The sequence below is a fragment of the Klebsiella sp. GL120222-02 genome, assembly GCF_003097195.1.
GTDB lineage: Bacteria > Pseudomonadota > Gammaproteobacteria > Enterobacterales > Enterobacteriaceae > Klebsiella > Klebsiella variicola.
Map to the genome: position 1 here is coordinate 221,600 of NZ_QEQO01000004.1, position 26,990 is coordinate 248,589.

The 26,990-nt window shown below is 56.7% G+C and carries 26 protein-coding genes, 1 pseudogene and 1 other annotated feature; of the genes and pseudogenes, 16 read left to right on the forward strand and 11 right to left on the reverse strand.

From position 1 onward, the window contains the following. The first annotated feature begins 2 nt into the window (after nucleotides 1-2). From N438_RS14960 to N438_RS14975, 4 genes are all read left to right on the forward strand, one after another. Nucleotides 3-854 carry a sugar ABC transporter permease gene (locus N438_RS14960; protein WP_004204761.1) on the forward strand — a complete coding sequence of 284 codons (852 nt, stop codon included), beginning with the start codon at nucleotides 3-5 and terminating at the stop codon, nucleotides 852-854. A gap of 4 nt (nucleotides 855-858) precedes the next feature. Further along, the gene (locus N438_RS14965; protein ID WP_012968818.1) at nucleotides 859-2,061 is read left to right on the forward strand and encodes an arabinogalactan endo-beta-1,4-galactanase; all 1,203 of its coding nucleotides are present in this window, start codon (nucleotides 859-861) and stop codon (nucleotides 2,059-2,061) included. A gap of 30 nt (nucleotides 2,062-2,091) precedes the next feature. Then, the gene (locus tag N438_RS14970) at nucleotides 2,092-4,149 is read left to right on the forward strand and encodes a beta-galactosidase (protein ID WP_116696358.1); all 2,058 of its coding nucleotides are present in this window, start codon (nucleotides 2,092-2,094) and stop codon (nucleotides 4,147-4,149) included. A gap of 63 nt (nucleotides 4,150-4,212) precedes the next feature. Beyond that, nucleotides 4,213-4,527 carry a glucose PTS transporter subunit EIIB gene (locus tag N438_RS14975; RefSeq protein WP_012968816.1) on the forward strand — a complete coding sequence of 105 codons (315 nt, stop codon included), beginning with the start codon at nucleotides 4,213-4,215 and terminating at the stop codon, nucleotides 4,525-4,527. Nucleotides 4,528-4,663: 136 nt separating this feature from the next. Here the strand turns inward: N438_RS14975 and N438_RS14980 are convergent, their stop codons facing one another. After that, complete coding sequence (locus N438_RS14980) at nucleotides 4,664-5,935, reverse strand: maltoporin (protein ID WP_012542669.1); 1,272 nt, start codon at nucleotides 5,933-5,935, stop codon at nucleotides 4,664-4,666. A 270-nt stretch (nucleotides 5,936-6,205) separates the two neighbouring features. On the opposite strand from N438_RS14980, the gene N438_RS14985 reads away from it, so the two are divergent. The 3 genes from N438_RS14985 to ykgO all read left to right on the forward strand — a co-directional run bounded on the left by N438_RS14985 (nucleotide 6,206) and on the right by ykgO (nucleotide 7,796). Continuing rightward, nucleotides 6,206-7,276: a LacI family DNA-binding transcriptional regulator gene (locus N438_RS14985; protein ID WP_008805430.1), complete on the forward strand. Its 1,071-nt coding sequence runs from the start codon at nucleotides 6,206-6,208 to the stop codon at nucleotides 7,274-7,276. Between the two features lie 116 nt (nucleotides 7,277-7,392). Then, nucleotides 7,393-7,656, forward strand: coding sequence for a type B 50S ribosomal protein L31 (locus N438_RS14990; protein WP_008805431.1), 264 nt, complete (start codon nucleotides 7,393-7,395; stop codon nucleotides 7,654-7,656). Next, a complete protein-coding gene (gene ykgO, locus N438_RS14995) occupies nucleotides 7,656-7,796 on the forward strand; it encodes a type B 50S ribosomal protein L36 (protein WP_002892018.1) in 141 nt (46 codons plus the stop codon). Before N438_RS14990 ends, ykgO begins: the two co-directional genes overlap by 1 nt. On the opposite strand, the gene N438_RS15000 is transcribed toward ykgO, so the two are convergent. After that, nucleotides 7,793-8,491 (reverse strand): GNAT family protein, encoded by a 699-nt coding sequence (locus N438_RS15000; protein WP_012968815.1) that lies wholly within the window; start codon nucleotides 8,489-8,491, stop codon nucleotides 7,793-7,795. The genes ykgO and N438_RS15000 overlap by 4 nt on opposite strands. A gap of 100 nt (nucleotides 8,492-8,591) precedes the next feature. Here N438_RS15000 and N438_RS15005 point away from each other — a divergent pair, with 100 nt between their 5' ends. Next, nucleotides 8,592-10,049: a PLP-dependent aminotransferase family protein gene (locus tag N438_RS15005; RefSeq protein ID WP_012968814.1), complete on the forward strand. Its 1,458-nt coding sequence runs from the start codon at nucleotides 8,592-8,594 to the stop codon at nucleotides 10,047-10,049. Here the strand turns inward: N438_RS15005 and N438_RS15010 are convergent. After that, nucleotides 10,018-10,488 carry a YlaC family protein gene (locus N438_RS15010; RefSeq protein ID WP_008805434.1) on the reverse strand — a complete coding sequence of 157 codons (471 nt, stop codon included), beginning with the start codon at nucleotides 10,486-10,488 and terminating at the stop codon, nucleotides 10,018-10,020. The genes N438_RS15005 and N438_RS15010 overlap by 32 nt on opposite strands. A 36-nt stretch (nucleotides 10,489-10,524) precedes the next feature. On the opposite strand from N438_RS15010, the pseudogene N438_RS28095 reads away from it, so the two are divergent. Then, nucleotides 10,525-10,653: pseudogene (locus N438_RS28095) on the forward strand (hypothetical protein); the annotation flags it as partial. On the opposite strand, the gene maa reads toward N438_RS28095, so the two are convergent. The 5 genes from maa to acrA form a co-directional block, all read right to left on the reverse strand. Next, entirely contained in the window at nucleotides 10,625-11,191 is a 567-nt protein-coding gene (gene maa, locus N438_RS15015) for a maltose O-acetyltransferase (RefSeq protein ID WP_008805435.1), read from the reverse strand. The pseudogene N438_RS28095 and the gene maa sit on opposite strands and share 29 nt — an antisense overlap. Before the next feature lie 158 nt (nucleotides 11,192-11,349). Further along, nucleotides 11,350-11,568 carry an HHA domain-containing protein gene (locus N438_RS15020; protein ID WP_002892050.1) on the reverse strand — a complete coding sequence of 73 codons (219 nt, stop codon included), beginning with the start codon at nucleotides 11,566-11,568 and terminating at the stop codon, nucleotides 11,350-11,352. A gap of 26 nt (nucleotides 11,569-11,594) precedes the next feature. After that, entirely contained in the window at nucleotides 11,595-11,969 is a 375-nt protein-coding gene (gene tomB / locus N438_RS15025) for an Hha toxicity modulator TomB (protein ID WP_008805436.1), read from the reverse strand. A gap of 482 nt (nucleotides 11,970-12,451) precedes the next feature. Then, nucleotides 12,452-15,598, reverse strand: coding sequence for a multidrug efflux RND transporter permease subunit AcrB (gene acrB, locus N438_RS15035; RefSeq protein ID WP_094955339.1), 3,147 nt, complete (start codon nucleotides 15,596-15,598; stop codon nucleotides 12,452-12,454). Nucleotides 15,599-15,620: 22 nt separating this feature from the next. Next, nucleotides 15,621-16,814, reverse strand: coding sequence for a multidrug efflux RND transporter periplasmic adaptor subunit AcrA (acrA, locus tag N438_RS15040; protein ID WP_008805438.1), 1,194 nt, complete (start codon nucleotides 16,812-16,814; stop codon nucleotides 15,621-15,623). A 142-nt stretch (nucleotides 16,815-16,956) separates the two neighbouring features. Between acrA and acrR the strand changes: the two genes are divergently transcribed. Beyond that, entirely contained in the window at nucleotides 16,957-17,607 is a 651-nt protein-coding gene (gene acrR / locus N438_RS15045) for a multidrug efflux transporter transcriptional repressor AcrR (protein WP_008805439.1), read from the forward strand. Nucleotides 17,608-17,736: 129 nt separating this feature from the next. Continuing rightward, entirely contained in the window at nucleotides 17,737-21,084 is a 3,348-nt protein-coding gene (mscK, locus tag N438_RS15050) for a mechanosensitive channel MscK (RefSeq protein WP_012542666.1), read from the forward strand. Between the two features lie 35 nt (nucleotides 21,085-21,119). On the opposite strand, the gene N438_RS15055 is transcribed toward mscK, so the two are convergent. The 3 genes from N438_RS15055 to priC form a co-directional block, all read right to left on the reverse strand. Continuing rightward, nucleotides 21,120-22,031: an Rpn family recombination-promoting nuclease/putative transposase gene (locus tag N438_RS15055; RefSeq protein WP_043875730.1), complete on the reverse strand. Its 912-nt coding sequence runs from the start codon at nucleotides 22,029-22,031 to the stop codon at nucleotides 21,120-21,122. A gap of 67 nt (nucleotides 22,032-22,098) precedes the next feature. Beyond that, nucleotides 22,099-22,272 (reverse strand): pleiotropic regulatory protein RsmS, encoded by a 174-nt coding sequence (rsmS, locus tag N438_RS15060; RefSeq protein ID WP_008805442.1) that lies wholly within the window; start codon nucleotides 22,270-22,272, stop codon nucleotides 22,099-22,101. A 12-nt stretch (nucleotides 22,273-22,284) separates the two neighbouring features. Beyond that, nucleotides 22,285-22,812, reverse strand: a complete 528-nt coding sequence (gene priC / locus N438_RS15065) for a primosomal replication protein N'' (protein WP_016160398.1) — start codon at nucleotides 22,810-22,812, stop codon at nucleotides 22,285-22,287. A 69-nt stretch (nucleotides 22,813-22,881) separates the two neighbouring features. Between priC and N438_RS15070 the strand changes: the two genes are divergently transcribed. From N438_RS15070 to recR, 5 genes are all read left to right on the forward strand, one after another. Next, nucleotides 22,882-23,259: a DUF454 family protein gene (locus N438_RS15070; protein WP_008805444.1), complete on the forward strand. Its 378-nt coding sequence runs from the start codon at nucleotides 22,882-22,884 to the stop codon at nucleotides 23,257-23,259. 150 nt (nucleotides 23,260-23,409) lie between these two features. Next, the gene (apt, locus tag N438_RS15080) at nucleotides 23,410-23,961 is read left to right on the forward strand and encodes an adenine phosphoribosyltransferase (protein ID WP_012542663.1); all 552 of its coding nucleotides are present in this window, start codon (nucleotides 23,410-23,412) and stop codon (nucleotides 23,959-23,961) included. A 92-nt stretch (nucleotides 23,962-24,053) separates the two neighbouring features. After that, nucleotides 24,054-25,961 (forward strand): DNA polymerase III subunit gamma/tau, encoded by a 1,908-nt coding sequence (gene dnaX / locus N438_RS15085; RefSeq protein ID WP_100751239.1) that lies wholly within the window; start codon nucleotides 24,054-24,056, stop codon nucleotides 25,959-25,961. Further along, nucleotides 25,294-25,358, forward strand: a sequence feature (DnaX frameshifting element). (Overlaps the previous gene by 65 nt.) Before the next feature lie 53 nt (nucleotides 25,962-26,014). After that, nucleotides 26,015-26,347, forward strand: a complete 333-nt coding sequence (locus N438_RS15090) for a YbaB/EbfC family nucleoid-associated protein (RefSeq protein WP_008805448.1) — start codon at nucleotides 26,015-26,017, stop codon at nucleotides 26,345-26,347. Beyond that, entirely contained in the window at nucleotides 26,347-26,952 is a 606-nt protein-coding gene (gene recR, locus N438_RS15095; RefSeq protein WP_008805449.1) for a recombination mediator RecR, read from the forward strand. The genes N438_RS15090 and recR overlap by 1 nt, the downstream gene beginning before the upstream one ends. Nucleotides 26,953-26,990: the final 38 nt, after the last annotated feature.

Below are 26,990 nucleotides of genomic sequence, written 5' to 3' on the forward strand. Positions count from 1 at the left end.
ACATGGCTCAATCACCCAGTATTAAACGCGAAAAGTGGATCCGACTCTCTCTCACCTGGCTGGTGGTTATTCTGGTCTCGGTGGTGATCATCTATCCGCTGGTCTGGACGGTCGGGGCGTCGCTGAACGCCGGCAATAGCCTGCTCAGTACCTCGATCATTCCGGAAAACCTGTCGTTCCAGCACTATGCCGATCTGTTCAATGGCAATGTGAATTACCTCACCTGGTACTGGAACTCGATGAAAATCAGCTTTCTGACCATGGTGCTGACCCTGATTAGCGTCAGCTTTACCGCTTACGCCTTCTCCCGCTTCCGCTTTAAAGGGCGGCAGAACGGGCTGATGCTGTTCCTGCTGCTGCAGATGATCCCGCAGTTTTCCGCGCTGATTGCGATCTTTGTGCTATCGCAACTGCTTGGCCTGATTAACAGCCATCTGGCGCTGGTGCTGATCTACGTCGGGGGGATGATCCCGATGAATACCTGGCTGATGAAGGGGTATCTCGACGCGATCCCCAAAGATCTGGATGAGTCCGCCCGCATGGACGGCGCCAGCAGCTTTCGCATCTTTATCGAGATCATCATGCCGTTGTCGAGGCCGATCCTCGCGGTGGTGGCGCTGTTCTCCTTCACCGGTCCGCTGGGCGATTTCATCCTCTCCAGTACCATCCTGCGTACCCCGGATAAATACACGCTGCCTATCGGTCTGTATAACCTGGTGGCGCAAAAAATGGGTGCCAGCTACACCACCTACGCGGCGGGGGCGGTGCTGATTGCCGTACCGGTGGCGATCCTCTACCTGGCGTTACAAAAATACTTTGTCTCCGGCCTGACCTCGGGCAGTACTAAAGGATAAGCACATGAAAAGATTCACCCCCGCATGGCTTGCGGTTTGTCTGGCATGCAGTTTCTCCACCTCTTCTCTGGCCGCGGACGCGCTTGAAACCCGCGCGTTTCAGGGCATGCCGGCGGACTTTATCAAAGGCGCGGATATCTCCACGCTGCTGAATGCCGAAAAGCACGGGGCGACGTTCTACGACCAGAATAATCAGCGCAAGGATCCGATCGCGATTCTGAAAGAGAACGGCGTCAACTATGTTCGCCTCCGTCTGTGGGTGGATCCGCAATCGGCGAGCGGCGAGGGCTATGGCGGCGGAAATAACGACCTGGCCACCACCCTGACCCTCGCGAAACGGGCGAAAGCCCAGGGGATGAAACTGCTGCTCGATTTTCATTACAGCGATTTCTGGACCGATCCCGGCAAGCAGTTCAAGCCGAAAGCCTGGGAAAAGATGGATTATCCGCAGCTGAAAACGGCGATTCATGACTATACCCGCGATACCATCGCCCGCTTTAAGCAGGCAGGCGTCCTGCCGGATATGGTGCAGATCGGCAATGAGATCAACGGCGGCATCCTGTGGCCGGAAGGGAAAAGCTGGGGGCAGGGGGGCGGCGAGTTCGACCGGCTGGCCGGGTTGCTGAACGCGGCCATTGATGGCCTGAAGGAGAATCTACGTAACGGCGAGCAAGTGAAAATCATGCTGCATCTGGCCGAAGGGACCAAGAACGATACCTTCCGCTGGTGGTTTGATGAGATTGATAAACGCCATGTACCGTATGACGTGATTGGTCTGTCGATGTACACCTACTGGAATGGCCCGATCAGCGCCCTGAAGGCTAACATGGATGACATCAGCAAACGCTATAACAAAGACGTTATCGTCGTCGAGGCGGCCTATGCCTATACCCTGGCCAACTGCGACAACGCGGAAAATAGTTTCCAGGCGAAAGAGGAAAAGGACGGGGGTTATCCCGCCACCGTGCAGGGGCAATATCACTATATTCACGATCTGATGCAGGCCGTCATAGATGTTCCCGACCAGCGCGGCAAAGGTATTTTTTACTGGGAGCCCACGTGGATTGCCGTGCCGGGAAATACCTGGGCTACCCCGGCGGGGATGAAATATATCCACGACGAGTGGAAAGAAGGCAATGCACGTGAAAATCAGGCGCTATTTGATTGCCAGGGAAAAGTATTGCCGTCGGTAAAAGTTTTTAATTAATTTTTTGTCGTTTTTTTCAGGAAGTTTATTATGAATAAATTTGCACCTTTACATCCGAAGGTTAGTACGCTGCTGCATGGCGCGGATTATAATCCGGAGCAATGGGAGAATGACCCCGATATTATTGATAAAGACATTGCCATGATGCAGCAGGCAAAATGCAATGTGATGTCGGTGGGAATATTTAGCTGGGCGAAACTGGAGCCACGCGAAGGGGTATTTAATTTCGCCTGGCTGGATACTATCCTCGATAAACTGTATGCCGCCGGCATTCATGTTTTTCTGGCCACGCCGAGCGGCGCGCGTCCGGCGTGGATGTCTCAGCGCTATCCGCAGGTTCTGCGGGTGGGACGCGATCGGGTGCCGGCCCTGCACGGCGGCCGTCACAACCACTGTATGTCGTCACCGGTCTATCGCGAGAAAACCCTGAAAATCAATACCCTGCTTGCAGAGCGTTATTCTTCACACCCGGCGGTACTGGGCTGGCATATTTCCAATGAATATGGCGGTGAATGCCATTGCGATCTCTGCCAGAACCGTTTTCGTGACTGGCTGAAGGCGCGTTACCAGACCCTGGAGAACCTCAACCAGGCCTGGTGGAGCACCTTCTGGAGTCATACCTATACCGACTGGTCGCAAATTGAATCACCTGCGCCACAGGGCGAGGTGTCAATCCACGGTCTCAATCTTGACTGGCATCGCTTTAACACCGCTCAGGTGACCGATTTCTGCCGCCATGAAATTGCCCCGCTGAAGGCGGCTAACGCCTCCCTGCCGGTGACCACTAACTTTATGGAGTATTTCTACGATTACGACTACTGGCAACTGGCAAAGGCACTGGACTTTATCTCGTGGGACAGCTATCCGATGTGGCACCGCGATAAAGACGAAACCGCACTGGCCTGCTACACCGCGATGTATCACGACATGATGCGCAGCCTGAAGGGCGGCAAACCGTTTGTGCTGATGGAGTCCACACCAGGCGCCACCAACTGGCAGCCGACCAGCAAACTGAAGAAGCCGGGAATGCATATTCTCTCCTCGCTGCAGGCGGTGGCGCATGGCGCCGACTCGGTGCAGTATTTCCAGTGGCGGAAAAGCCGCGGTTCGGTTGAGAAATTTCACGGCGCGGTGGTTGACCACGTCGGGCACATTGATACCCGTATTGGTCGTGAAGTCAGCCAGCTCGGCGAGATACTGAGCAAGCTACCGGAGGTCCGGGGTTGTCGCACCGAGGCGAAAGTAGCGATTATCTTCGACCAACAAAACCGCTGGGCGCTTGATGACGCCCAGGGGCCGCGCAATCTGGGTATGGAGTATGAGAAGACGGTCAACGAACACTACCGTCCGTTCTGGGAACAGGGCATTGCCGTCGATGTGATTGACGCTGATGTCGATTTAACGCCATACCGGTTAGTGATTGCCCCGATGTTATATATGGTGCGCGACGGTTTTGCCGCGCGGGCAGAGGCGTTTGTCGCCAGCGGCGGCCACCTGGTGACCACCTACTGGACCGGCATCGTCAATGAGTCCGATCTCTGCTATCTCGGCGGCTTCCCGGGCCCGCTGCGCAATCTGCTGGGGATCTGGGCGGAAGAGATCGACTGTCTGAATGACGGCGAGTTTAATCTTGTGCAGGGGCTTGCCGGGAATCAGTGCGGTCTGCAGGGTCCCTATCAGGTGCGGCATCTCTGTGAACTAATCCATACCGAGAGCGCTCAGACGCTGGCCACCTACCGGGATGATTTCTATGCCGGACGGCCGGCGGTGACGGTGAACGGTTTCGGGAAAGGTAAAGCCTGGCATGTCGCCTCCCGCAACGATTTAGCCTTCCAGCGCGATTTCTTTGCTGCCCTGAGCAGGGAGCTGGATCTGCCACGAGCGATAGCGGCGGATTTACCGCCCGGCGTAGTGGCTACCGCGCGCACCGACGGTGAGAGTACGTTTGTCTTCCTGCAGAACTACAGCGCGCAAAGTCATACTCTGACTCTGCCGCCGGGGTATCGGGATTGCCTGACCGACGCGGCGGCGCCGGACCCGCTGAACCTCTCAGCATGGGATTGCCGTATTCTTCGTCGCCACGCGTAATTTCTTCTTCTCCATGCCTGCTCTGCTGAGCAGGCTTTTTTTATCTTAAACCTGGAGCTTATGATGGTGAGTTTAAAATCCTTTCTGCACTATTTCTCTCCTGCACGTCCGGCACAGCCGTTAAGCGAGGCGGAAAAACAGCAAATCGAGGCGCTTATTCAGGCCTTTGGTGGCGAAGCGAATATTACGCAAGTGGATGCCTGTATTACTCGTCTGCGGGTGACGGTTCGTCACCTTGCGGCCGTGGATACTGACGCATTACAGCAGCAGGGCGCGCTGGGCGTCATTATTCTCGGCCAGCAGGTGCATGCTATTTTCGGTAAGCAGTCCGATGCGCTGCGTCAATTGCTGGATGAGCATTTTGTTACCAGGAAATAAATAAAACGGGATAACCTGAAAACAGGTTATCCCGAAAATAAGACAAAGACAGCAGTGGCAATAATGATTACCGGAGGGTAATTAATGACCTTACAGTTGGAGATATAAATAACGTTTTTGTCTTACCAGCGCGATATTACCACCAGGCCTCAACCTGCACGCCGAAATTCCAGGTATTATTCGCCGTCTGGTCTTCAAACGGTTTACCATCTTCAGAATCATTCAGGTATGAAGCAAAAATGCGTAATTCCGGGCGTGACATAAAGTCCGGCCCGTCCGCGAGGCCCAGCGCAATGGTATATTTCTCACCGGCCTGTTTGTAGCTGGTGCCATTGTTATAGCTGTCTTTCTGATAGAAACCGCCGACTTCGCCAATCAGGCGGACGTAGTCGGTGAACTGATACTGCCCGCGGGCAACCAGCGACAGCATCCGCGTTTTGTCGGTGTAGTCGGTAATATCATCCGCCGAGCCCCAGGTCAGGACGTGGTTGATGGAGAACTTTTCGGTAATCGGGATCAGGCCGGTGTTAATCACGCGATAGCCGGTGGCATCGTTCACGTAGTTCCACATATCGTACCAGCCGCCGCCCTGGGAGACCATGTTCTGCGCCAGCCCTTTGTTGGCATACTGCAGCACGGTTTTGTTATAGCCGCCCAGCATATCCTGACTGATTTCACCGGTCAGCATCACGCCATTCTCGGCATCGTACAGCCCGCCGTAGCTGTCCTGTTTTTTGGTGGTGTTCGGCATGGCGTAGTCGATGCCGAATTCGGTCCACGAACCCGACCACGGCTTCCAGCCTGCATAGCGTAAATCGATATAGTTAATATTGACGTTGCTGTCGCCATCGACACGATAGTCAACGTCGTTGGCATCGCCGCGGATCCAGGCCAGCGAGACGGCGCCAGGGCCGAGGGTGTAGTTTTCCACCCCGGCCCCGGAGCCGGATATGTTCCAGTATTTGGTATCGATGATGTGCAGATCGTGGCGCTGGTAGTAACGTTTACCCCCCCAAATCACTGCATTCGGATCGCCGGGGATCAGCCCTTTGATCTGCAGGTTCAGCTGACGTAAACCGAACTGTGCATCATCATTCAGCGTGGTTTCATTATCGTTAGAGCCGTCGGAGACCATGCTGACCATGCTGTCGAGATAGAAGCTGACGTCATCTTTCTTGTAGACCTCGGAGCCCAGCTCCAGCTCACCATAGGTATCCGATTCATTACCCAAACGGCCCAGCTTGTTCTTTTGCCATTCCGCTTCACTACCATCGCCGGAGACCCCAACCCCGGCGCGCATATAGCCATGGAAATCGATACTCGGGATTGCGGCGGTCGCCGCAAACGCGGAAGGGGCGATTAGCGCAGCGGCTAACGCGGCGGAAAGGGCGCGCAGTGTCGTATTCATCTCTATCCTCTTATTGTTTTGTATTACGTTCACATAACTGATGTCATAAAATGCCTAAATGTAACTTCAGGCAAACGAGATATGATTATTGTGTGACTAAGTGCAAATAATCATGCTGGTTTTTGTTGTGATGGGTGAGGTGATTCACAATTAACTATGTTGTGAACGTAATACTTTTTGTGGTGTAATTTTGCGATGAAAGGTGGCGGTGAGCGTTTTTTCAAATGGCCCCTGTTACAATCATGGGATAACAACATAAGGAACCGGACCATGAAGTCTAAAAGCGCTACTCTGGAAGACGTCGCACGCCATGCGGGCGTCTCTTACCAGACCGTGTCCAGGGTACTCAATAAATCTGCCAATGTATCCGAAGCGACGCGCCGCAAGGTGGAGAAATCGATAGAGGCCTTACGCTATGTGCCAAACCGGCTGGCGCAGCAGCTGGTGGGGAAGGAGAGTCAGACGGTCGGGCTGGTGACGATTTCGCTGGCCTGGCATGCGCCTTCCCAGGTGGCGGCGGCGGTAAAACGCTATGCCAATCTGGAAGGTTACCAGGTCCTGATTTCGATGATCGATGAGAGCGTCAACCAAAGTATCCAGGATTCCATCAATGAGCTGAAATCTCAGCGGGTGGATAAAGTCATTATCAACGTGCCGCTGGAGACCGAGCAGGCGCAGAAAATCGCCGCTGACAACGATGATATCGTCTGCCTTTTTCTCGATGTCGACCCCTACAGTTCCGTGTTTAACGTTTCGTTTAATCCGGCAGATGGCACCCGGGCCAGCGTCAAATATCTTTATGAGATGGGGCATCGGGAGATCGCGTTGCTGGCGGGGCCGGACAGCTCCGTCTCGGCCAAACTCCGGCTGAAAAGCTGGCTGGAGACTCTGGAGGGCTACGGCCTGAAGCCGGTGACCGTTCTGCACGGCAACTGGGATGCGCAAAGCGGCTATGCCGGCGCGCTGCAGATGCTGCGCGAAACGCCCAATTTCAGCGCCGTGCTGGTGGGTAATGACCAGATGGCGCTGGGGGTGCTCAGCGCCTTCCATCAGCACCAGGTGGCGGTGCCGGGGGAGAAGTCCGTCATTGGCTATGACGATACCTACGAAAGCTCCTTTTTCTATCCGGCGCTGAGTACGGTGTCGCTGGACCTCGATCTGCAGGGGAAAGAAGCGGTGCGGCGGATCCTCGCCAGCACCAGCGGTGCGCCACATACTTCATCCATCCTGCCGGCGCGCCTGGTGATACGTCATTCCAGCGGCGCCAGAACTGAGCAAGGCAAAGATCTGCAGGCCATCGCGGAACAGCTACGCGCCATCGCCCACCGTCTGGCGCCCTGAAACCTAAGGCGGGGAAACTCGCCTTAGGCCCATTACCCTTAATTTGAACATGGTTGATCTTTGTCGTGGAACGGCGTAACTTAAATGTTATGTTATAACATAATGACGAGGTCATCATGAAAGCCCATATCCATCCCCCCTATCGCACGGTGGTGTTTCACGACACCAGCGTTAATGAGTATTTTAAAGTCGGTTCCACCATCCGCACCGATCGCGTGATTGAACTCGACGGCGAAACTTTTCCGTATGTAACGATCGACGTCTCCTCGAAATCGCATCCGTACTACACCGGCAAACAAAAAACCTTCGCCAGCGAGGGCAGCGCGGCCCGGTTCCGTCAGCGCTTCGGCGGCTTTATTGATGCGAAAAGGAAGGCATGATGCAGGTCGTTAACTCATTACGCAGCGCCAAACAGCGCCACCCGGATTGTCAGCTGGTCAAGCGCAAAGGGCGGCTGTACGTTATCTGTAAGAGCAACCCCCGCTTTAAAGCGGTGCAGGGGCGCAAAAAACGTCGTTAACGGAAGCTCTCCAGAATGCGGCGCTGCTGGCCGTCGGCGGTAAAATTGTCGGCGGCCAGCCATTGCCGCATGGCGTTATCCAGCTGCGGCCATTCGCCGTCTATCACCGAAAACCAGTCCGTATCCCGGTTATGTCCTTTGCTCACCAGTGCCTGACGAAAACGTCCTTCGTACTGAAAACCCAGCCGTCTTGCCGCCCGGCCCGACGGCATATTGAGACTATTACATTTCCATTCATAGCGACGATAACCGAGCGTATCAAACACATACTGCATTAACAGCCAGTGCGCTTCGGTGGCCATAGCCGTTCGGCTCAGCAACGGTGAAAAATGCACATGTCCCACCTCTACCACGCCGTGGGTGGCGTCGATGCGCATTAATGCCAGTGAGCCAACCGCCTTCCCTTGCCGCTGGTCAACGACGGCAAAATGGATCGGGTCTGCCAGCGTGGCGACCTGCTCCACCCAGGCACTGAATTCTGCAAGGTTGCTCTCAGGTTCACGCAGCAGCCACGTCCAGCTGCGGGCGTCTGGCGCCAGCTGGTGAGCAGCAAACAGGTCGCTGGCATGCGCGAGAGTCAGTGGTTCGAGCCGACAGCGGCTGCCCTGTAATACCTGCCGTGCTGGCCATGGACGCGGTTGCCAGTCAGGCAGCGCGGCGCCGAGTTCCTGTCCAAACTGATTGTATTCACGCATTGCGGTTTCCTTAGCGGGGTTTTTCAGGCAGCGTACGCGCTCACTGGTTCCATAAAAAGTGCCACAGGCGTATGTTTTTATAGGGCCACGAGGAGATGAGATGAACATACCGGACGATGGTTTTTTTACGCTGGTGACGCAGGGGATACAGCACCGATCGGATGAAACCCTGCAGCGGGCCCTTTACCACACATTGCGCCATGCCATCCTGCAGGGAACTCTGGCGGCCAACTGCCGTTTGCCCGGATCGCGGGTGATGGCCGGACGGCTGCAGCTGTCGCGGAATACGGTCAATGCTGCCCTGGAGCAGCTGGCGCTGGAGGGGTACCTGACGCGGAGCCGTCAGGGGACGCAGGTGGTACCGCTCGCCGCCTGCCGCGAAGAGGCCGTGAAGGTGCCGCCCGTTGTGCTGCCTGAGCGGCTGCAAGGGCTGCCAGCCGCGATGCGTCGCGACTCTCCGGCGCTGCTGTTTACCCCTGGCATGCCGGCGGTGAACTATTTCCCGTTGCCGCTGTGGCGGCGGCTGATGGATAACGTCTTACGCGACGAGGGCAGCGCGCTGCTGGGCTATGGCGAGGCGGCAGGCGACCCCTTGCTGCGGGAAGCTATCGCTCGTCATCTGGCGCTCTCCCGGGGGATCCGTTGCGATATTCGGCAGATTGTCATTACCGAAGGGGCGCTGGAAGGGGTGAACTTATGCGCTTCGCTGTTGACGGATCCAGGCGACAGCGTGTGGGTGGAAGAGCCGGGGTACCTGGGGGCCAGGAGCAGTTTCCAGCGCGCAGGGCTGCGGGTCAGCGGAATGGCGGTCGATGACGAAGGGATGGGGATTGCCAACGGCGTCGCGGAGCCGCCCCGGCTGATCTTCACCTCTCCCTCTCATCAGTATCCCCTCGGGAGCGTCATGAGCGCCGCGCGACGTCTGGCGCTGGTGGAGTACGCCCGCCTGCACGGGGCGTGGATTGTGGAGGATGACTACGACAGCGAGTTTCGCCATAGCGGAGAGCCGATCCCGGCGATGCTGGGGATGGTGCCGGATGCCCCGGTGGTGTATCTCGGTACCTTCAGCAAAACGCTCTTTCCGGCGCTGCGTATTGGCTTCATGGTGATGCCGCCTGCGCTGGCGGATGCCGTTCAGGATGTGATTGGCACGTTGCTGCGTGGAGGACACCGCACGGAACAGCGGGCGCTGGCCAGGTTTATTGAGAAGGGGCACTATGCTCGCCATCTGGCGGCCATGCGTCGCCTGTACCGCAAGCGCCAACAACAGCTGCGTGAGGCACTGGCGCAAGAGATAACCGTGCCATGCGAGGTCCTTGGCGGGGAAGGGGGGCTCCATTTGACAGTCGCAATGGAAGGGTTCGATGACCAGGCGATTGCGCAGCAGGCGCGTCAGTTTCAACTGGCGCCTGCCGCGTTAAGTCATTTCTATCTCGACCCGCAGCGGGGGCGGAGCGGGCTGGTGCTGGGATATGGTAATACTTCTGCTTCCCGCTATCCGCTGGCGCTGCGGACGCTAAATCGTCTTATTGTGCAGCACCGGCGCGGGTCAGCGTAAAAACGTCGTAGAAGGAGAGCTCGCCTTTGGTGGCGACCATCTTTTTGAGCTGCGCCTTCTGCTCGCTATCGACATCCGGCGACTGAAGAATACGCTCGATCAGCTGCCGGGGAACAAAGCGGGTGTTATACCATTCCCCGTTGTAGCACACGCGAAAGTCGAGGACATCGATATCTTCATAACGATAGCGCGGATAGACATCAAAGAAGAAAAAGGCGTTGAACAGGATGAACAGCACCACCAGCAACCAGACCGAGTCTACCAGCGTTTCAGAGCGCAGCATGACCACCAGCGTCGCCAGAAACGCGGCATACATGGCAACAAACAGCCCCGGATGGTTGCGGATAAAACTGATGCTAAAACGCGGGCGATTATCGCGTTTTTCCTGAACGTTGAGTTCGTCAATGGTATGAGTTAGCAGGCGTTGTATTTCTGTCATCTTGGTCCCCGAATTCTGCAATGAGCCAGCCGTGCGCGCCCGGCGGACCAGGCGTGGCAGGCTTAGCCTGAAGGCTATTTTATGTTGCAATATTCCACGGAGAAAGTAACAGATCAGTTACAGAAAACCATAACAGTTACGGATTTGGTAGCGGAAGGCGCTTAATGATCTGCGCCGGGTTGCCGCCGACAACGGCCCCGGCCGGTACATCTTTGGTGACGACAGCACCGGACGCAATGACCGCATTATCACCAATGGTCACCCCGGGATTGATTACCGCCCGCCCACCAATCCACACATTGTGGCCGATGGTCACTGGTTTGCCATATTCCTGGCCGCTGTTACGCGCCTCGGCATCCAGCGGATGGGTGGCGGTATAAATATGGACGCCCGGCGCCAGCATGCAGTTATCGCCAATATGAATAGGGCAGACGTCCAGCATCACGCAGTCAAAATTGGCGTAAAACGCGTTGCCGAGAAAGATATTGTAGCCGTAGTCGCAGCGAAAGCTTGGCTCGATATACGCATCGCCGGCGCGACCGAACAGCTCGGCCAGAATATGCTGACGTTCTTCCTGCGCATCCGGGGAGGAATGATTATAACGGTGTAACAACTGTCTGGCGCGCAGGCGATCGGCGCGAAGCGTTGGGTCGCCAGATAAATAGAGCTCACCGGCGATCATTTTACGTTTTTCTTCACTCATGGGTCTTCCTTATACCTGACTTTAGATGGCCGTAGCAGTATAAAAAAGAAACCGGTTACAGGGTTGCTGTTAGCTGAATGATGTGATGACTATCACAAAGATACCCTGCGGCGGCTGACGCGTTTCGTCCGGTCAGCAGACCACGTTGTGCGCGTCGATTAGCGGATAAACTTCCAGACTGAGGTCGGGATCTTATCGTACAGCTTATTCATGGTCAGTTCAGCCAGACGATGATCGGCGGCTGAGTAAAATACCGCCAGTTCATTATCAGACAGTTCATATTTATTTTTTTCAATGACGCGCTCCAGCGTGTCAATTGTCTGGCAACGACGTAAGCGCATCAAATAGTCTGTTTTAGTTAATGGCTTATCAGACATAATTCCACCTTTTGATTGTAATAATTCTAACACGAGAGACTGGCCGGGTTTTCCCGGCTGGCGTTGACAAAGCAACGAAATAGTCGATTACCGGATTTTTTCCACTTTTGCAAATCCGTTGAGTTAATGCCGTAGTTACTGAACAAGGTAAAAGTATCGTCCAGATATTCGTCAACCTGAGCGACCAGTTTATTATCCTCAGTGTACTTAATTTTATAATTAAGCGCGAATGTGGCAATGTGCTCGATCAATTCATTTAACTGAAGATTGACAGCCGAAGTCGGGTCGTTGACCCAGCCATGGTTGCTCTCTTCCAGGTTTGCAAGGCAGTCATGATACAGCGTTTCGCAGAGAAAGCGTAGCTGTGCAATATCATGTCTTTTTGGCGAGTATTCGTCCATAACGCATCCCCTTTTGAGTGGTTTAAACGACGACTAACAAACACCGTTGTGGGATGAACACGACTAACCGACCTGACACTAACTGAGTAATCCTGCTGATTTAACTATAATCCACTCTCCAACAGATTTCATCGTGCTATTACGAAAAATTACAATTATCAGAGAGAAATTATCTTAAAAATAGACGAATTAATTTCGCAGGCCCTGGCGCACAGCCCGAGAAATAGAGAAGTCTTATCAATCATCGGCTTAAGGCAGGCAGCTGTCGCGTTCAGAAACCGCCGGCCGCGGGCGTTGGTATTAGGATTATTCCTGGTCAATGAGTGTGTAAAGATCATAAGTGCCAGGCAATGTGAAAAAATAGCCAGGACCATATCAATATATATTAAATGCAGTGTGAAAAATAAACAATGGCAATATGTGCCCTGTTGCGACGGACAAAAAAAGGGCCGCGAAGGCGGCCCTTTGTTCAAGTGTGACGATTAATGATGCTCAACCTGATGGCTGTGCTCAATATCTTCCGATTTCTTGCTAAAGCGGCGACGAACCACCACGAAGAACACTGGCACGAAGAAGATGGCCAGAATCGTCGCGGTCACCATCCCGCCCATTACGCCAGTACCGACGGCGTTCTGCGCGCCGGAGCCGGCACCCGAGCTGATCACCAGCGGCATAACGCCGAGGATAAACGCCAGGGAGGTCATCAGGATCGGACGCAGACGCATACGCACTGCTTCAAGCGTTGCCTCAATTAGCCCTTTACCCTCTTTCTCCATCAGGTCTTTGGCGAATTCAACGATCAATATCGCGTTCTTCGCCGACAGGCCGATGGTGGTCAACAGGCCCACCTGGAAGTAAACGTCGTTGGTTAAACCGCGGAAGGTAGCGGCTAACAGCGCACCGACCACACCCAGCGGAACGACCAGCATGACCGAGAACGGAATTGACCAGCTCTCATACAGCGCTGCCAGACACAGGAAGACGACAATCAGCGAAATGGCATACAGGGCAGGGGCCTGGTTGCCGGACAGTCGTTCCTGATAAGACATCCCGGTCCAGTCGTAGCCGATACCGGAAGGCAGTTTACCCGCCAGCTCTTCCATCAGGCTCATCGCCTCACCGGTACTCTTGCCTGGCGCTGCCTGGCCGAGAATTTCCAGGGACGGCAGGCCGTTGTAGCGTTCCAGGCGCGGCGAACCGTATTCCCAACGCGAAGTAGAGAAGGCGGAGAACGGCACCATCTGACCATCGCTGCCGCGAACATACCACTTGCCGATGTCTTCCGGCAGCATACGGTATTTCGCTTCAGACATGATGTACACTTTCTTCACGCGGCCGCGGTCGATAAAGTCGTTGACATAGCTCCCGCCCCAGGCTGCGCCCAGCGTGGTGTTAATGTCGCTGATGGAGACGCCCAGCGCCTGGGCTTTTTCCTGATCGATATCGACTTTGAACTGCGGTGTATCTTCCAGACCGTTAGGACGCACGCCGGTTAACACGTCAGGATGCTGCGCCACCATGCCAAACAGCTGGTTACGCGCCTGGGTCAGTTTTTCGTGGCCCAGACCGCCCTGGTCAATGAGCTGGAAGTCAAAGCCGGTCGCGGTACCCAGTTCAACGATAGCTGGCAGGTTAAAGGCGAACACCATCGCATCTTTAATCTGCGAGAAGTAGCCCATCGCCCGGCCGGTGATCGCTTCAACTTTGTTTTCCTCACCCGGACGCTGGCTCCAGTCTTTCAGCGAGACGAACGCGATGCCGGTGTTCTGGCCGCGGCCGGCGAAGCCGAAGCCGTTAACCGCAAACACGGATTCCACGTTGTCCTTCTCTTTGGTGAGATAGTAATTCGTCATCTCATCCAGCACTTTCTGCGTACGCTCCTGGGTGGCGCCGGCAGGCAGCTGCGCCATGCTCAGGAATACCCCCTGGTCCTCGTCCGGCAGGAACGAGCTCGGCAGACGGACGAAGAGCCACGCCATGCCCACCACGATGATCAGATACAGGACCAGATAACGACCGGTGCTGCGCAGAATGTTGCCTACGCTGTCGGTGTAGTGGTGCGTGCTCTTATCGAACATGCGGTTAAACCAACCGAAGAAACCGGTGGTCGCGCCATGGCTGCCTTTCTGAATAGGCTTCAGCATGGTGGCGCACAGCGCTGGCGTCAGGATCAACGCCACCAGTACCGACAGCGCCATCGCAGAAACGATGGTGATGGAGAACTGGCGATAGATGGCCCCGGTTGAACCGCCGAAGAACGCCATCGGGATAAATACCGCCGACAGCACCATGGCGATACCGACCAGCGCGCCCTGAATCTGTCCCATCGATTTACGCGTCGCTTCTTTCGGCGGCAGACCCTCTTCCGCCATCACGCGTTCGACGTTCTCGACTACGACGATGGCGTCATCCACCAACAGGCCGATGGCGAGCACCATCCCGAACATCGTCAGGGTGTTTATCGAGAAGCCAAACGCTGCCAGTACCGCAAAGGTGCCTAACAGGACTACGGGTACGGCGATGGTCGGGATCAGCGTGGCGCGGAAGTTCTGCAGGAACAGATACATGACCAGGAACACCAGGATGATCGCTTCAACCAGCGTTTTAACCACTTCGTGAATAGAGATTTTCACGAACGGGGTGGTGTCATATGGGTAAACGATTTTCAGGCCCGACGGGAAAAACGGCTCCATCTTCGCCAGTTCTGCACGGATAGCGTTGGCGGTATCCAGCGCGTTCGCGCCGGTAGCCAGTTTAATACCCAGACCGGATGCCGGCTGGCCGTTAAACTTCGCCACCACGTCATAGCTTTCGCCGCCCAGTTCAATTTTGGCGACATCGCGCAGACGAACCTGGGAACCGTCCTGGTTCACCTTCAGCAGAATGTTGCCAAATTCTTCGGTATTGGTCAGACGGGTTTGCGCGATGATCGAGGCGTTAAGCTGCTGGCCTTTCACCGGCGGCGTACCGCCTAACTGACCCGCGGCCACCTGGGCGTTCTGCGCTTTCAGGGCGCTGATCACGTCCACCGGCGTCAGCTGGAAGTTGTTCAGTTTGTTCGGATCCATCCAGATACGCATCGCGTACTGGGAACCGAACAGCTGAACGTCGCCGACGCCGCTGGTACGGCTGATCGGGTCCTTCATGTTGGCCGCCACGTAGTCCGAAATATCGTCCTGGTTCATGGTGCCGTTGGTGTTAATAACGCCGACAACCATCAGGAAGCTGCTGGACGCTTTCTCAACGCTAATCCCTTGCTGCTGTACTTCTTGCGGCAGCAGAGGCGTCGCCAGCGCCAGCTTGTTCTGTACCTGAACCTGGGCAATATCCGGATCGGTGCCGGATTCGAAGGTCAGGGTGATGGTCGCCGTACCGGTGGAGTCGCCATTGGAGGACATGTACATCAGGTGGTCGATACCGTTCATATTCTGTTCGATAACCTGAGTCACGGTGTTCTGCACAGTTTCGGCGTCAGCACCGGGGTACATGGCGGTAATGGAAATTGCTGGCGGCGCAATCGTCGGATATTGCGCTACCGGCAATTTGAGGATCGATAATCCCCCAGCCAGCATGATGATGATGGCGATCACCCATGCAAATATGGGGCGATCGATAAAGAAATTAGGCATGTCTTAACGGCTCCTGTTTAAGTTAAGACTTGGTTTGTTCTGATGGCGCGTTGCCTGCGGCTTGCTGTTTATCATCAGAAGCTACTTCCTGCGCTTTTACCTGCACGCCTGGTTTGATTTTTTGCAGGCCGGTGACGATAACGCGATCGCCCGTTTTCAGACCGTCAGTGACCAGCCATTTATCGCCGATCGCCTGAGAAGCAGTGACCTGGCGGACTTCGACTTTATCGCCTTCCCCGACCACCATGACGCTGGCATCGCCGCGCGGCGTACGGGTAACACCCTGTTGCGGTACCAGCAGGGCGTCAGGGTTAACCCCTTCTTCCAGACGGGCACGCACAAACATCCCCGGTAGCAGGGTGTGGTCCGGGTTCGGGAAAATCGCGCGCAGCGTGATAGAGCCGGTGGTCTGATCGACGGTGACATCCGAAAATTCCAGCGTGCCGGCCTGCGGATACTTAAGACCGTCATTCGTCACCAGCTCCACTTTCGCTTTGCCGTTTTCCTGTTTCAGGCGGCCATCGGCCAGCTCCTGTTTCAGGCGCAGGAAATCATTGCTCGACTGGGTGACGTCAACATAGATCGGATCCAGCTGCTGAACAGTTGCCAGGGCAGTCGTTTGACCGTTCTGCACCAGCGCCCCTTCGGTCACCGCGGATTTACCAATACGGCCGCTAATAGGTGAAGTGACTTTGGTGTAGGCCAGATTGATGCGCGCGGTTTCAACAGCTGCTTTTGCTGCGACCACGGCCGCATTGCTCTGCTGTGCCGTTGCGACGGCGGTATCGTAGTCTTGTTGACTAATATATTTGGTGCCTAACAGTTTCTGATAACGCTTGACCGTCAGTTGATCCATGTTCGCCGCCGCCTGGGCTTTTGCCAGGTCGCCTTTGGCGCTGTCATAGCTGGCCTGATAGGTGGCGGGATCGATCTGATACAGGGAGACGCCGGCCTGGATATCGCTACCTTCCACGAAGTTACGTTTTAAAATAATGCCACTGACCTGAGGACGGACTTCCGCAATGCGATAGGCGCTGGTGCGGCCTGGCAGTTCGGTGGTTATTTGTAGAGGTGCGGATTTGAGCGTCACAATACCGACTTCCGGCATGTGCTGGGCTCCTTGTTGAGCCGGTTTATCGTCACATCCTGTTAGCGCTAAGCTGCCTGAGAGCATCAGAACGACCGCCAGAGGCGTTAACCCTCTGTTTTTGTTCATATGTAAACCTCGAGTGTCCAATTTCAAAATGTTCAGTGGCTCAAACAACCACAAACCCACTACAGTCTTTCTATTATGGTCATGCTATGGTACATACATTCACAAATGTATGTAAACGTAACCTCTGTAAAGTCATTAACCTATGGCACGAAAAACCAAACAACAGGCACGTGAAACCCGGCAACTGATTCTGGATGTTGCTCTGCGTCTGTTTTCGCAGCAAGGCGTATCATCTACCTCGTTGGCAACAATTGCAAAAGCTGCGGGTGTAACGAGGGGGGCTATCTACTGGCATTTCAAGAATAAATCAGATTTATTCAACGAAATTTGGGAGCTGTCAGACGCCAGTATTAGCGATCTCGAAATTGAGTATCGGGCAAAATTCCCCAACGATCCACTCTCAGTTATCAGGGAGATATTAGTCTATGTTCTTGAAGCGACAGTGACAGAGGAACGTCGACGATTAATGATGGAGATTATCTATCATAAGTGTGAGTTTGTCGGTGAGATGACCGTAGTGCAGCAGGCCCAGCGGCAGCTCTCCCTGGCGAGCTACGAGCGTATCGAGCAGACCTTAAAAGAGTGCATCGCCGCGAAGCTGTTGCCCGCCAATTTACTCACCCGGCGGGCGGCTGTGTTAATGCGCAGCTACCTTTCCGGCCTGATGGAAAACTGGCTGTTTGCCCCTGACTCGTTCGACCTGCATGCGGAAGCGCGCGACTACGTCGCCATCCTGCTGGAGATGTATCAGTTCTGTCCTACGCTACGCGGCCCGGAGAGCCTGACAGCTTAACGTTAGCGCGCGGATGTACGTGAATTTTTAGCGCCGTCCGCCGCTATTCGCCAGCGAAGAGAAGTGCTATTCTGCGCGCTTGCGACGACCCCCGGTATTCTCCGGCATTTGCATTCATTCATATTAACTATGCTGCACACGATCTCCAGGCAACGCGCCACGTTTATCTTTTTCATTACGCTGCTCTGCTTTATTGGCCTTTTCAGCCCAGTCCAGGGCCGCGCCGCGGACCTCCCTGACCGGGCAGAGGTGCAGAGCCAGCTCAATACGTTAAACAAGCAAAAAGAACTGACTCCGCAGGACAAACTGGTCCAGCAGGATTTGACCCAGACGCTGGAAACGCTGGATAAAATCGAGCGCATCAAAAGCGAGACGGCACAGCTGCGTCAGCAGGTCGAGCAAGCCCCGGCGAAGCTGCGCCAGGCGGTGGATAGTCTCAACAATCTGAGCGACGTCCCCGACGACGCCGCCACGCGCAAAACGCTCAGTACGCTCTCTCTGCGTCAACTGGAATCACGCGTCACTCAGACGCTGGACGACCTGCAGAATGCGCAAAACGATCTGGCGACCTATAACAGCCAGCTGGTTTCCCTGCAAACGCAGCCGGAACGTGTGCAGAACGCGATGTATAACGCCTCCCAACAGTTGCAGCAGATCCGCAATCGGCTGAATGGCACCTCGGTGGGCGACGAGACGCTGCGCCCGACCCAGCAGGTGCTGTTGCAGGCTCAACAGGCGCTGCTCAACGCGCAGATTGAGCAGCAGCGCAAGAGCCTCGAAGGCAACACCGTCCTGCAGGATACCCTGCAGAAGCAGCGTGACTACGTCACCGCCTGGAGCAACCGGCTGGAGCATCAGCTGCAGCTGCTGCAGGAGGCGGTGAACAGCAAGCGGCTTACGCTGACGGAGAAAACCGCCCAGGAGGCGGTCACCCCGGACGAAACCACGCGAATTCAGGCCAATCCGCTGGTTAAGCAGGAGCTGGATATTAACCATCAGCTCAGCGAGAAGCTGATCCAGGCGACGGAGAACGGTAACCAGCTGGTGCAGCGCAATATCCAGGTGAAGAACTGGCTCGACCGCGCGCTGCAGTCTGAACGGGATATTAAAGAGCAAATTTCAGTTCTGCGGGGGAGCCTGCTGCTGTCGCGCATTCTTTATCAGCAACAGCAGACGCTGCCGTCGGCGGACGAACTGCAGGATATGACCAACCGCATCGCCGACCTGCGGCTCGAGCAGTTTGAGGTGAACCAGCAGCGCGACGCGCTGTTCCAGAGCGACGCCTTTGTCGCCAAACTGGAGGAGGGGCACAGCAGCGAAGTGAACGATGAAGTCCACGCCGCGCTACTGGAAGTGATCGACATGCGCCGCGAACTGCTTGACCAGTTCAACAAACAGCTGGGGAACCAGCTGATGATGGCCATCAACCTGCAGATCAACCAGCAGCAGTTGATGAGCGTCTCGAGCAGTCTGAAGGAAATTCTGACCCAACAAATTTTCTGGGTGAACAGCAATAAACCGATGGACTGGGAGTGGATTAAGGCCTTCCCGGAAGCGCTGAAAGGTCAGTTTAAGGCGATGAAAATCACCGTGAACTGGGAAAAAGCGTGGCCCGCGGTGTTTATCGCTTTCCTGGCCGGTTTACCATTGCTGCTGATTGCCGGCCTGATCCGCTGGCGTCTGCAGTGGCTGAAGGATTATCAGGCTAAGCTTGCTTCCCAGGTGGGGCAGCTGCGCAACGATACCCAGCTGCATACGCCAAAGGCGATCCTGATCGACCTGATTCGGGCCTTGCCGGTGGTGCTGGTAATTTTGGCGATTGGCCTGATCTTACTCACCATGCAGCTTAATATCAGCGGACTGCTGTGGGCGTACAGTAAAAAGCTGGCCATGTTCTGGCTGGTCTTTGGTCTGTGCTGGAAAGTGCTGGAAAAGAACGGCGTGGCGGTCAGCCACTTCAATATGCCTGCGCAGTTGACCAGCCACTGGCGGCGACAAATTGTTCGCGTCAGCCTCGCGTTGCTGCCGCTGAATTTCTGGTCGGTGATTTCCGAGCTGTCGCCACTGAACCTGATGGACGACGTGCTGGGGCAGTTTGTGATTTTCTTCAATCTGCTGCTGATTGCCGTGCTGGTCTGGCCGATGTGTCGGGAAAGCTGGCGTGATAAAGAATCACACAGCCTGCGCCTGCTGACGATCACCGTGCTGTCTATTGTCCCGGTAGCCCTGATGGTGCTGACGGCGACCGGTTACTTCTACACCACGCTGCGCCTGGCGGGACGCTGGATCGAGACCGTGTATCTGGTGATGATCTGGAACCTGCTGTACCAGACCGTGCTGCGCGGTCTGAGCGTGGCGGCGCGACGTATCGCCTGGCGCCGGGCGCTGGCGCGCCGTCAGCATCTGGTGAAGGAGGGCGCGGAAGGCGCCGAGCCGCAGGAGGAGCCGACTATCGCTCTCGAGCAGGTCAACCAGCAGACGCTGCGCATCACCATGCTGGTGATGATCGCGCTGTTCGCGGTCATGTTCTGGGCGATTTGGTCTGATCTGATCACCGTTTTCGCCTATCTCGACAGCATTACCCTCTGGCACTACAACGGTACCGAAGCGGGGGCCAGCGTGGTGCGCAGCGTCACGATGGGCAGTCTGCTGTTTGCCATTGTGGCGTCGATGGTCGCCTGGGCGCTAATACGCAACCTGCCGGGTCTGCTGGAGGTGCTGGTTCTCTCGCGTCTCAATATGCGTCAGGGCACCTCCTACGCCATCACCACCATTCTTAACTATGCGATTATCGCCATCGGGGCGATGACGGTGTTCGGGTCGCTGGGCGTCTCCTGGGATAAACTACAATGGCTGGCGGCCGCGCTGTCGGTTGGTTTAGGTTTTGGCCTGCAGGAGATCTTCGGTAACTTCGTCTCCGGTCTGATTATTCTGTTCGAGCGTCCAGTGCGCATTGGGGATACGGTAACCATCGGCACCTTCTCCGGTACGGTAAGCAAAATCCGTATCCGCGCGACCACCATCACCGACTTCGATCGCAAAGAGGTAATTATCCCGAACAAGGCGTTCGTTACCGAGCGCTTGATCAACTGGTCGCTCTCCGACACCGTGACCCGGGTGGTGATCCGCCTCGGCGTCGCCTATGGCTCCGATCTGGATAAAGTGAAAGAGGTGCTGCTGAAGGCCGCGCACGATCATCCGAAAGTGATGCAGGAGCCGGCGCCAGCGGTTTTCTTCACCACCTTCGGGGCCAGTACGCTGGATCATGAACTGCGTCTGTATGTTCGTGAACTGCGCGATCGCAGCTACACGGTGGATGAGCTCAACCGCGCCATCGACCGCCTGTGCCGGGAGAATGACATTAACATTGCCTTTAACCAGCTGGAAGTTCATCTGCGCAATGAAAAAGGCGATGAAGTCACCGAAGTGAAGCGGGACGGGAAGGGGGACGATCTGGCGCCCACCACCGCGTCCTGATCGAAGAGGGGCGGCGCAAAGCCGCCCCTGCTGCTTCAGGGTGCCAGCGCGGCGAGTTCTTCATCGCTGAGCCCGGTGAGCTCCTGCACGGTTTGACGTTCGAGGCCGCGCGCCAGCATTCTGGCGGCGATGCTGCGAGTGGCGGCTTCTCGACCTTCCTGCTCACCCTCTTGCTGTCCCTGTTTACGGCCTTTTTCTTCCAGCCATTCGGCAATGGTCATCATCAGCTCCTTATGCCTGGGCGACTGCGCCGCCAGCGTGCGGATCAGCGCCCCCGGATGTTCCGTAGTTCCCGCCTGCAACATATAGCGCAGCAGCGTATTCAGCTGCGCTTCGGTCAGATAGCCTTGCGTCATCAGCGCAATCAGCGGCACCTGCAGCTCGGCCAGATCGCGATGGCGGATATGCTTTTGTAGCAGCTCCAGCATGGCCATCCGCCGATGACGGGCGATCTGATTATCTGGCATTACGGTGAGGTCCACCAGCGGAAAATCATTGCTATAGAGCGTCTTCGCCAGCGCCGGATCGGCGAATAGCTGTTGCCAGTTGCGGGCCCAGGGCCAGGGGCTCACTTTGCCGTGATAAAACAGAATGGGCACCACCAGCGGCAGCGTGTCGTGGCCGGCGTCCAGATGACGCTGCATGGCGGCCAGCGCATAGCGCAGCAGGCGAAATGCCATCAGCTTGTCCGGGGTACTCTGGTGCTCAATCAGCGCGTACACATAGCCCGGTCCATGACGCGTGCGCAGTGAGTAAAGGATATCGGAATAGCTGGCGCGCAGGTCCTCTTCAACAAAGCTGCCGGAGACCAGCTGCAGCGAATCCAGTTCGCAGATCGCCAGAAACGGCGCGGGGAGATACAACTGCAAAAAATCCTTCGCGACCGCCTGATGCATGAGCATCTGGCGAAACACCGCGTCGTGTGGGGTTTGACTGACTTTTTCCATCAATATTGTCTCCAGTGGCGTCATGCGCAGAGGACCAGACTGCCAGCACACTGCCGGAGACAACATCCTACTTCTCTGGGTTTTGCGACCCGCTTTCCGCGTTTTTTAACTTGTTTGCATAATCCCGCCTGACAATTTCCAGCGCGCCCAGCACGGTTTGCGCCGGGATCTGATGCGATTCCAGCAACATGATTAAATCGACGGCCAGTTTGACCTCATCGGATGCATTTTCCAGCGACATCGGGCTCTCCTGTTAGCGCGTCAGCCGCGCCAGTACGTTTTCAATCTTGTCCAGTGCCTGTCGGCAGCGCGCCAACCGGCCGCTGTAGGCTTCAACTTCTTTCCCCAGCCGCTGCTGCTCGTCAAGGCTGGTCGCCTGCGCCAGCTGACGCTGACGTTGGTCGCGCATCGCCAGCAGGCGGCGCTCATACTCCTGATGCTGCAGGCGACGGCGCTGCCAGCGGCTCAGCGTTGGCGACGCGTGGTCCCAACTGCGCAAGGACCAGGTGGCGGTTTCACGACGCAGCGCGGCGATTTGCGCCGCCAGACGCTCGGCAATCCAGACCACCTGCGGCAGCTGCTGGCGCTCGACGGCCTGGCTCAGTTGGGAAAAGTTTTGCCGGGCTTCCGCCAGATAGTCCTGCATCAGCGTGCTGCGGGTATGAAAGAGCTGACGGTCAAAGCGTGGGCTCAGGGTCGCGTGCTCCGCCAGCGGCGCCACCAGCGCGGCCAGCTCGCTGAGCTGATCGTTCAGCGTTTGTAAAAGTTGAGCTGTTTTCACCACACCTCTCCATTCCCTTCCAGCCAACTGTGCTACAGTAGCCTCATCTGTTTGATAACGATTCGCATTATGCCACCTGTTATTCTAACCATTATCGGCTGGCTGGCGGTAGCGCTGGGTACGCTGGGCATCTTCTTACCGTTGCTGCCGACGACGCCGTTTATTCTGCTCGCCGCCTGGTGCTTTGCCCGCTCATCGCCGCGCTTTCACCAGTGGCTGCTGTATCGCTCCTGGTTTGGCGGCTATCTTCGCCACTGGCAGCAGTACCGCGCGATGCCTCGCGGCGCCAAACCACGCGCCATTGCGATGATCGTGGTGACTTTTGCTATTTCGCTGTGGCTGGTTAAGCTTACGTGGGTGCGCATCATGCTGTTGGTCATTCTGGCCTGCCTGCTGATCTTTATGTGGCGCATTCCGGTGGTTGACGCAAAGCAACAAAAGCACTGATGCGCAATAATGCCTGTTGCAATTGTTGCTGACAGCCAGTAAATTCTGGCGTTTTCGAGCGCGGGCAAGCCTGGTCAAAGGTTAAACAAATGTTTCTTTGGCCCCTTTTGCACGCCCGTGGGTAACACCGTTTCAATCAGGCATACACTTATGACCGCAACTGCACAGCAGCTTGAATATCTGAAGAACAGCATCCAGAGTATCGAGGATTATCCAAAACCTGGCATTCTTTTCCGCGATGTCACCAGCTTACTGGAAGACCCGAAGGCCTACGCGCTTAGCATTGAACTGCTGACCGAGCGCTACAAAGACGCGGGTATTACCAAAGTGGTAGGGACTGAGGCGCGTGGCTTCCTGTTCGGCGCCCCGGTTGCGCTGGCGCTGGGCGTGGGCTTTGTTCCGGTTCGCAAGCCGCGTAAGTTGCCGCGTGAAACCATTGCCGAGAGCTATGAGCTGGAGTATGGCACCGATCAGCTGGAGATCCACGTTGACGCAATCAAACCGGGCGACAAGGTGCTGGTGGTGGACGATCTGCTGGCGACCGGCGGCACCATCGACGCGACGGTCAAACTGATCCGCCGTCTCGGCGGCGAAGTGCACGATGCCGCTTTCATTATCAACCTGTTCGATCTGGGCGGCGAACAGCGCCTGGAGAAGCTGGGGATCCACTGCTACAGCCTGGTGCCGTTCCCGGGCCACTAAGCAAATCCCTCCACATAGCCTCGCCGATCGGGCGGGGCTGTGATAGCATGACCCCTTCGTGATTTCACCTTCCAGCGTTTCAGAGCCAGCCCATGAGTTATCAGGTCTTAGCCCGTAAATGGCGCCCACAAACCTTTGCTGACGTCGTCGGCCAGGAACATGTGCTGACCGCACTGGCGAACGGCTTGTCGTTAGGGCGCATTCATCACGCTTATCTCTTTTCCGGTACCCGCGGGGTCGGTAAGACCTCCATCGCCCGTCTGCTGGCGAAAGGGTTAAACTGTGAAACCGGCATCACCGCCACCCCCTGCGGCGTGTGCGATAACTGCCGGGAAATTGAACAGGGGCGTTTTGTCGATCTGATTGAGATTGACGCCGCCTCGCGCACCAAAGTCGAAGATACCCGCGACCTGCTGGATAACGTCCAGTACGCGCCGGCCCGCGGCCGCTTTAAGGTCTATCTCATCGACGAAGTCCATATGTTGTCGCGCCACAGCTTCAACGCGTTATTAAAAACGCTGGAGGAGCCGCCAGCGCACGTCAAATTCCTGCTGGCGACGACGGATCCGCAGAAGCTGCCGGTGACGATCTTATCCCGCTGCCTGCAGTTCCATCTCAAAGCCCTGGATGTTGAACAGATCCGCCATCAGCTGGAGCATATTCTTGGCGAAGAGCAGATTGCCTTTGAGCCCCGCGCGCTGCAGCTCTTGTCGCGGGCAGCCGACGGCAGCCTGCGCGATGCCTTAAGCCTGACCGATCAGGCGATTGCCAGTGGAGAAGGACAACTGACGGCCGCATCGGTGAGCACTATGCTCGGCACCCTTGATGACGATCAGGCGCTGTCGCTGATTGAAGCGCTGGTCGCTGCCGACGGCGAGCGGGTGATGGCGGGCGTCAATGACGCCGCCGCACGCGGCGTCGAGTGGGAGGCACTGCTGGTGGAGATGCAGAGCCTGCTGCACCGCATCGCCATGGTACAGCTGTCGCCTTCGGCGCTGGGCGCCGATATGGCCACGGTCGAAGTGCGGATGCGCGAGCTGGCGCGAACTGTACCGCCGGGCGACGTTCAGCTTTACTACCAAACGCTGCTGATGGGCCGCAAAGAGCTGCCTTATGCGCCGGACCGGCGAATGGGCGTCGAAATGACGCTGCTCCGCGCGCTGGCGTTTCATCCGCGTAAGCCGCTTCCAGAGCCGGAAGTGCAGCCAGCACAGACCGCCGCGCCCGCGCCGCGTCAGCCGGTTGCCCCCGCTGCGCCGCCGCAGCAGCCGTCGCAGAGTTTGTCGCCGACCACCAGCCAGGTGCTGGCGGCCCGCAGCCACCTGCAGCGCAGCCAGGGAGCAACCACTCCAAAAAAGAGTGAACCGGCAGCCGCTTCCCGCGCGCGGCCGGTGAATAACGCTGCGCTGGAGCGACTGAGTTCGATTACCGAGCGCGTCCAGGCTCGTCCGGCGGCGGCTGCCCTTGAGCAGGCCCCGGCGAAGAAAGAGGCCTATCGCTGGAAGGCCACGACAGTGGTTGAAGAGGCCAAAGTCGAAGTCGCCACGCCAAAAGCGCTGAAAAAAGCGCTGGAGCATGAGAAGACGCCGGAGCTGGCGGCCAAGCTCGCCGAAGAAGCGGTCGAGCGCGACAGCTGGGCGGCGGAAGTGAGCCGGCTGGCGGTACCTAAGCTGGTCGAGCAGGTGGCGCTCAACGCGTGGAAAGAGCAGGAGGGCAGCCGCGTCTGTCTGCATCTGCGCCCCAGCCAGCGTCACCTCAATTCCACCGGCGCGCAGCAAAAGCTGGCTGAAGCGCTGGGGGTGTTGTACGGTACGCCGGTTGAATTGACCATCGTGGAAGATGATAATCCCGCGATGCGTACGCCGCTGGAGTGGCGGCAGGCTATTTATGAAGAAAAGCTCGCGCAGGCGCGCGAAGCCATTATCGCGGATAATAACATTCAGACCCTGCGTCGTTTCTTCGACGCCGATCTGGATGAAGAGAGTATCCGCCCCATTTGAACGCCAGTCTGACTGGCATTCAGTACCTTTAACGATGACTGAGAGAGAAGCCTATGTTTGGTGGAAAAGGCGGCCTGGGTAACCTGATGAAGCAGGCCCAGCAGATGCAAGACAAAATGCAGAAGATGCAGGAAGAGATCGCTCAGCTGGAAGTGACTGGCGAATCCGGCGCGGGTCTGGTGAAAGTGACCATTAACGGCGCGCACAACTGCCGCCGTGTGGAAATCGACCCAAGCCTGCTGGAAGACGACAAAGAGATGCTGGAAGATCTGGTGGCTGCCGCGTTTAACGACGCCGCGCGCCGCATTGAAGAGACCCAGAAAGAGAAGATGGCTTCCGTTTCTGCCGGTATGCAGCTGCCGCCAGGCTTCAAGATGCCGTTCTGATGCAAACCAGCCCGCTGTTGACTCAGCTTATGGAAGCGCTGCGCTGTCTGCCGGGCGTTGGCCCGAAGTCGGCGCAGCGCATGGCGTTTACCCTGCTGCAGCGCGATCGCAGCGGCGGTATGCGCCTGGCGCAGGCGCTGACGCGCGCGATGTCGGAGATCGGCCACTGCGCCGATTGCCGCACCTTCACCGAGCAGGAGGTGTGCAATATCTGCAGCAACCCGCGTCGCCAGGAAAACGGCCAGATCTGCGTGGTGGAGAGTCCGGCGGATATCCACGCCATTGAGCAGACCGGGCAGTATTCCGGCCGCTACTTCGTGCTGATGGGGCACCTGTCGCCGCTCGACGGCATCGGGCCAGATGACATCGGGCTCGATCGCCTGGAGCAACGGCTGGAAGCGGAGTCGATCACCGAGGTGATCCTTGCCACTAACCCGACCGTTGAGGGTGAGGCGACGGCCAACTACATCGCGGAGCTGTGCGCGCAGTATGGCGTTGATGCCAGCCGCATCGCCCACGGCGTGCCGGTGGGCGGCGAGCTGGAAATGGTCGACGGCACCACGCTGTCCCACTCGCTGGCCGGTCGTCACAAGATTACTTTCTGAACAAATGGAGGCGGCCAGCGCCGCCTCCGCTTGAAAAA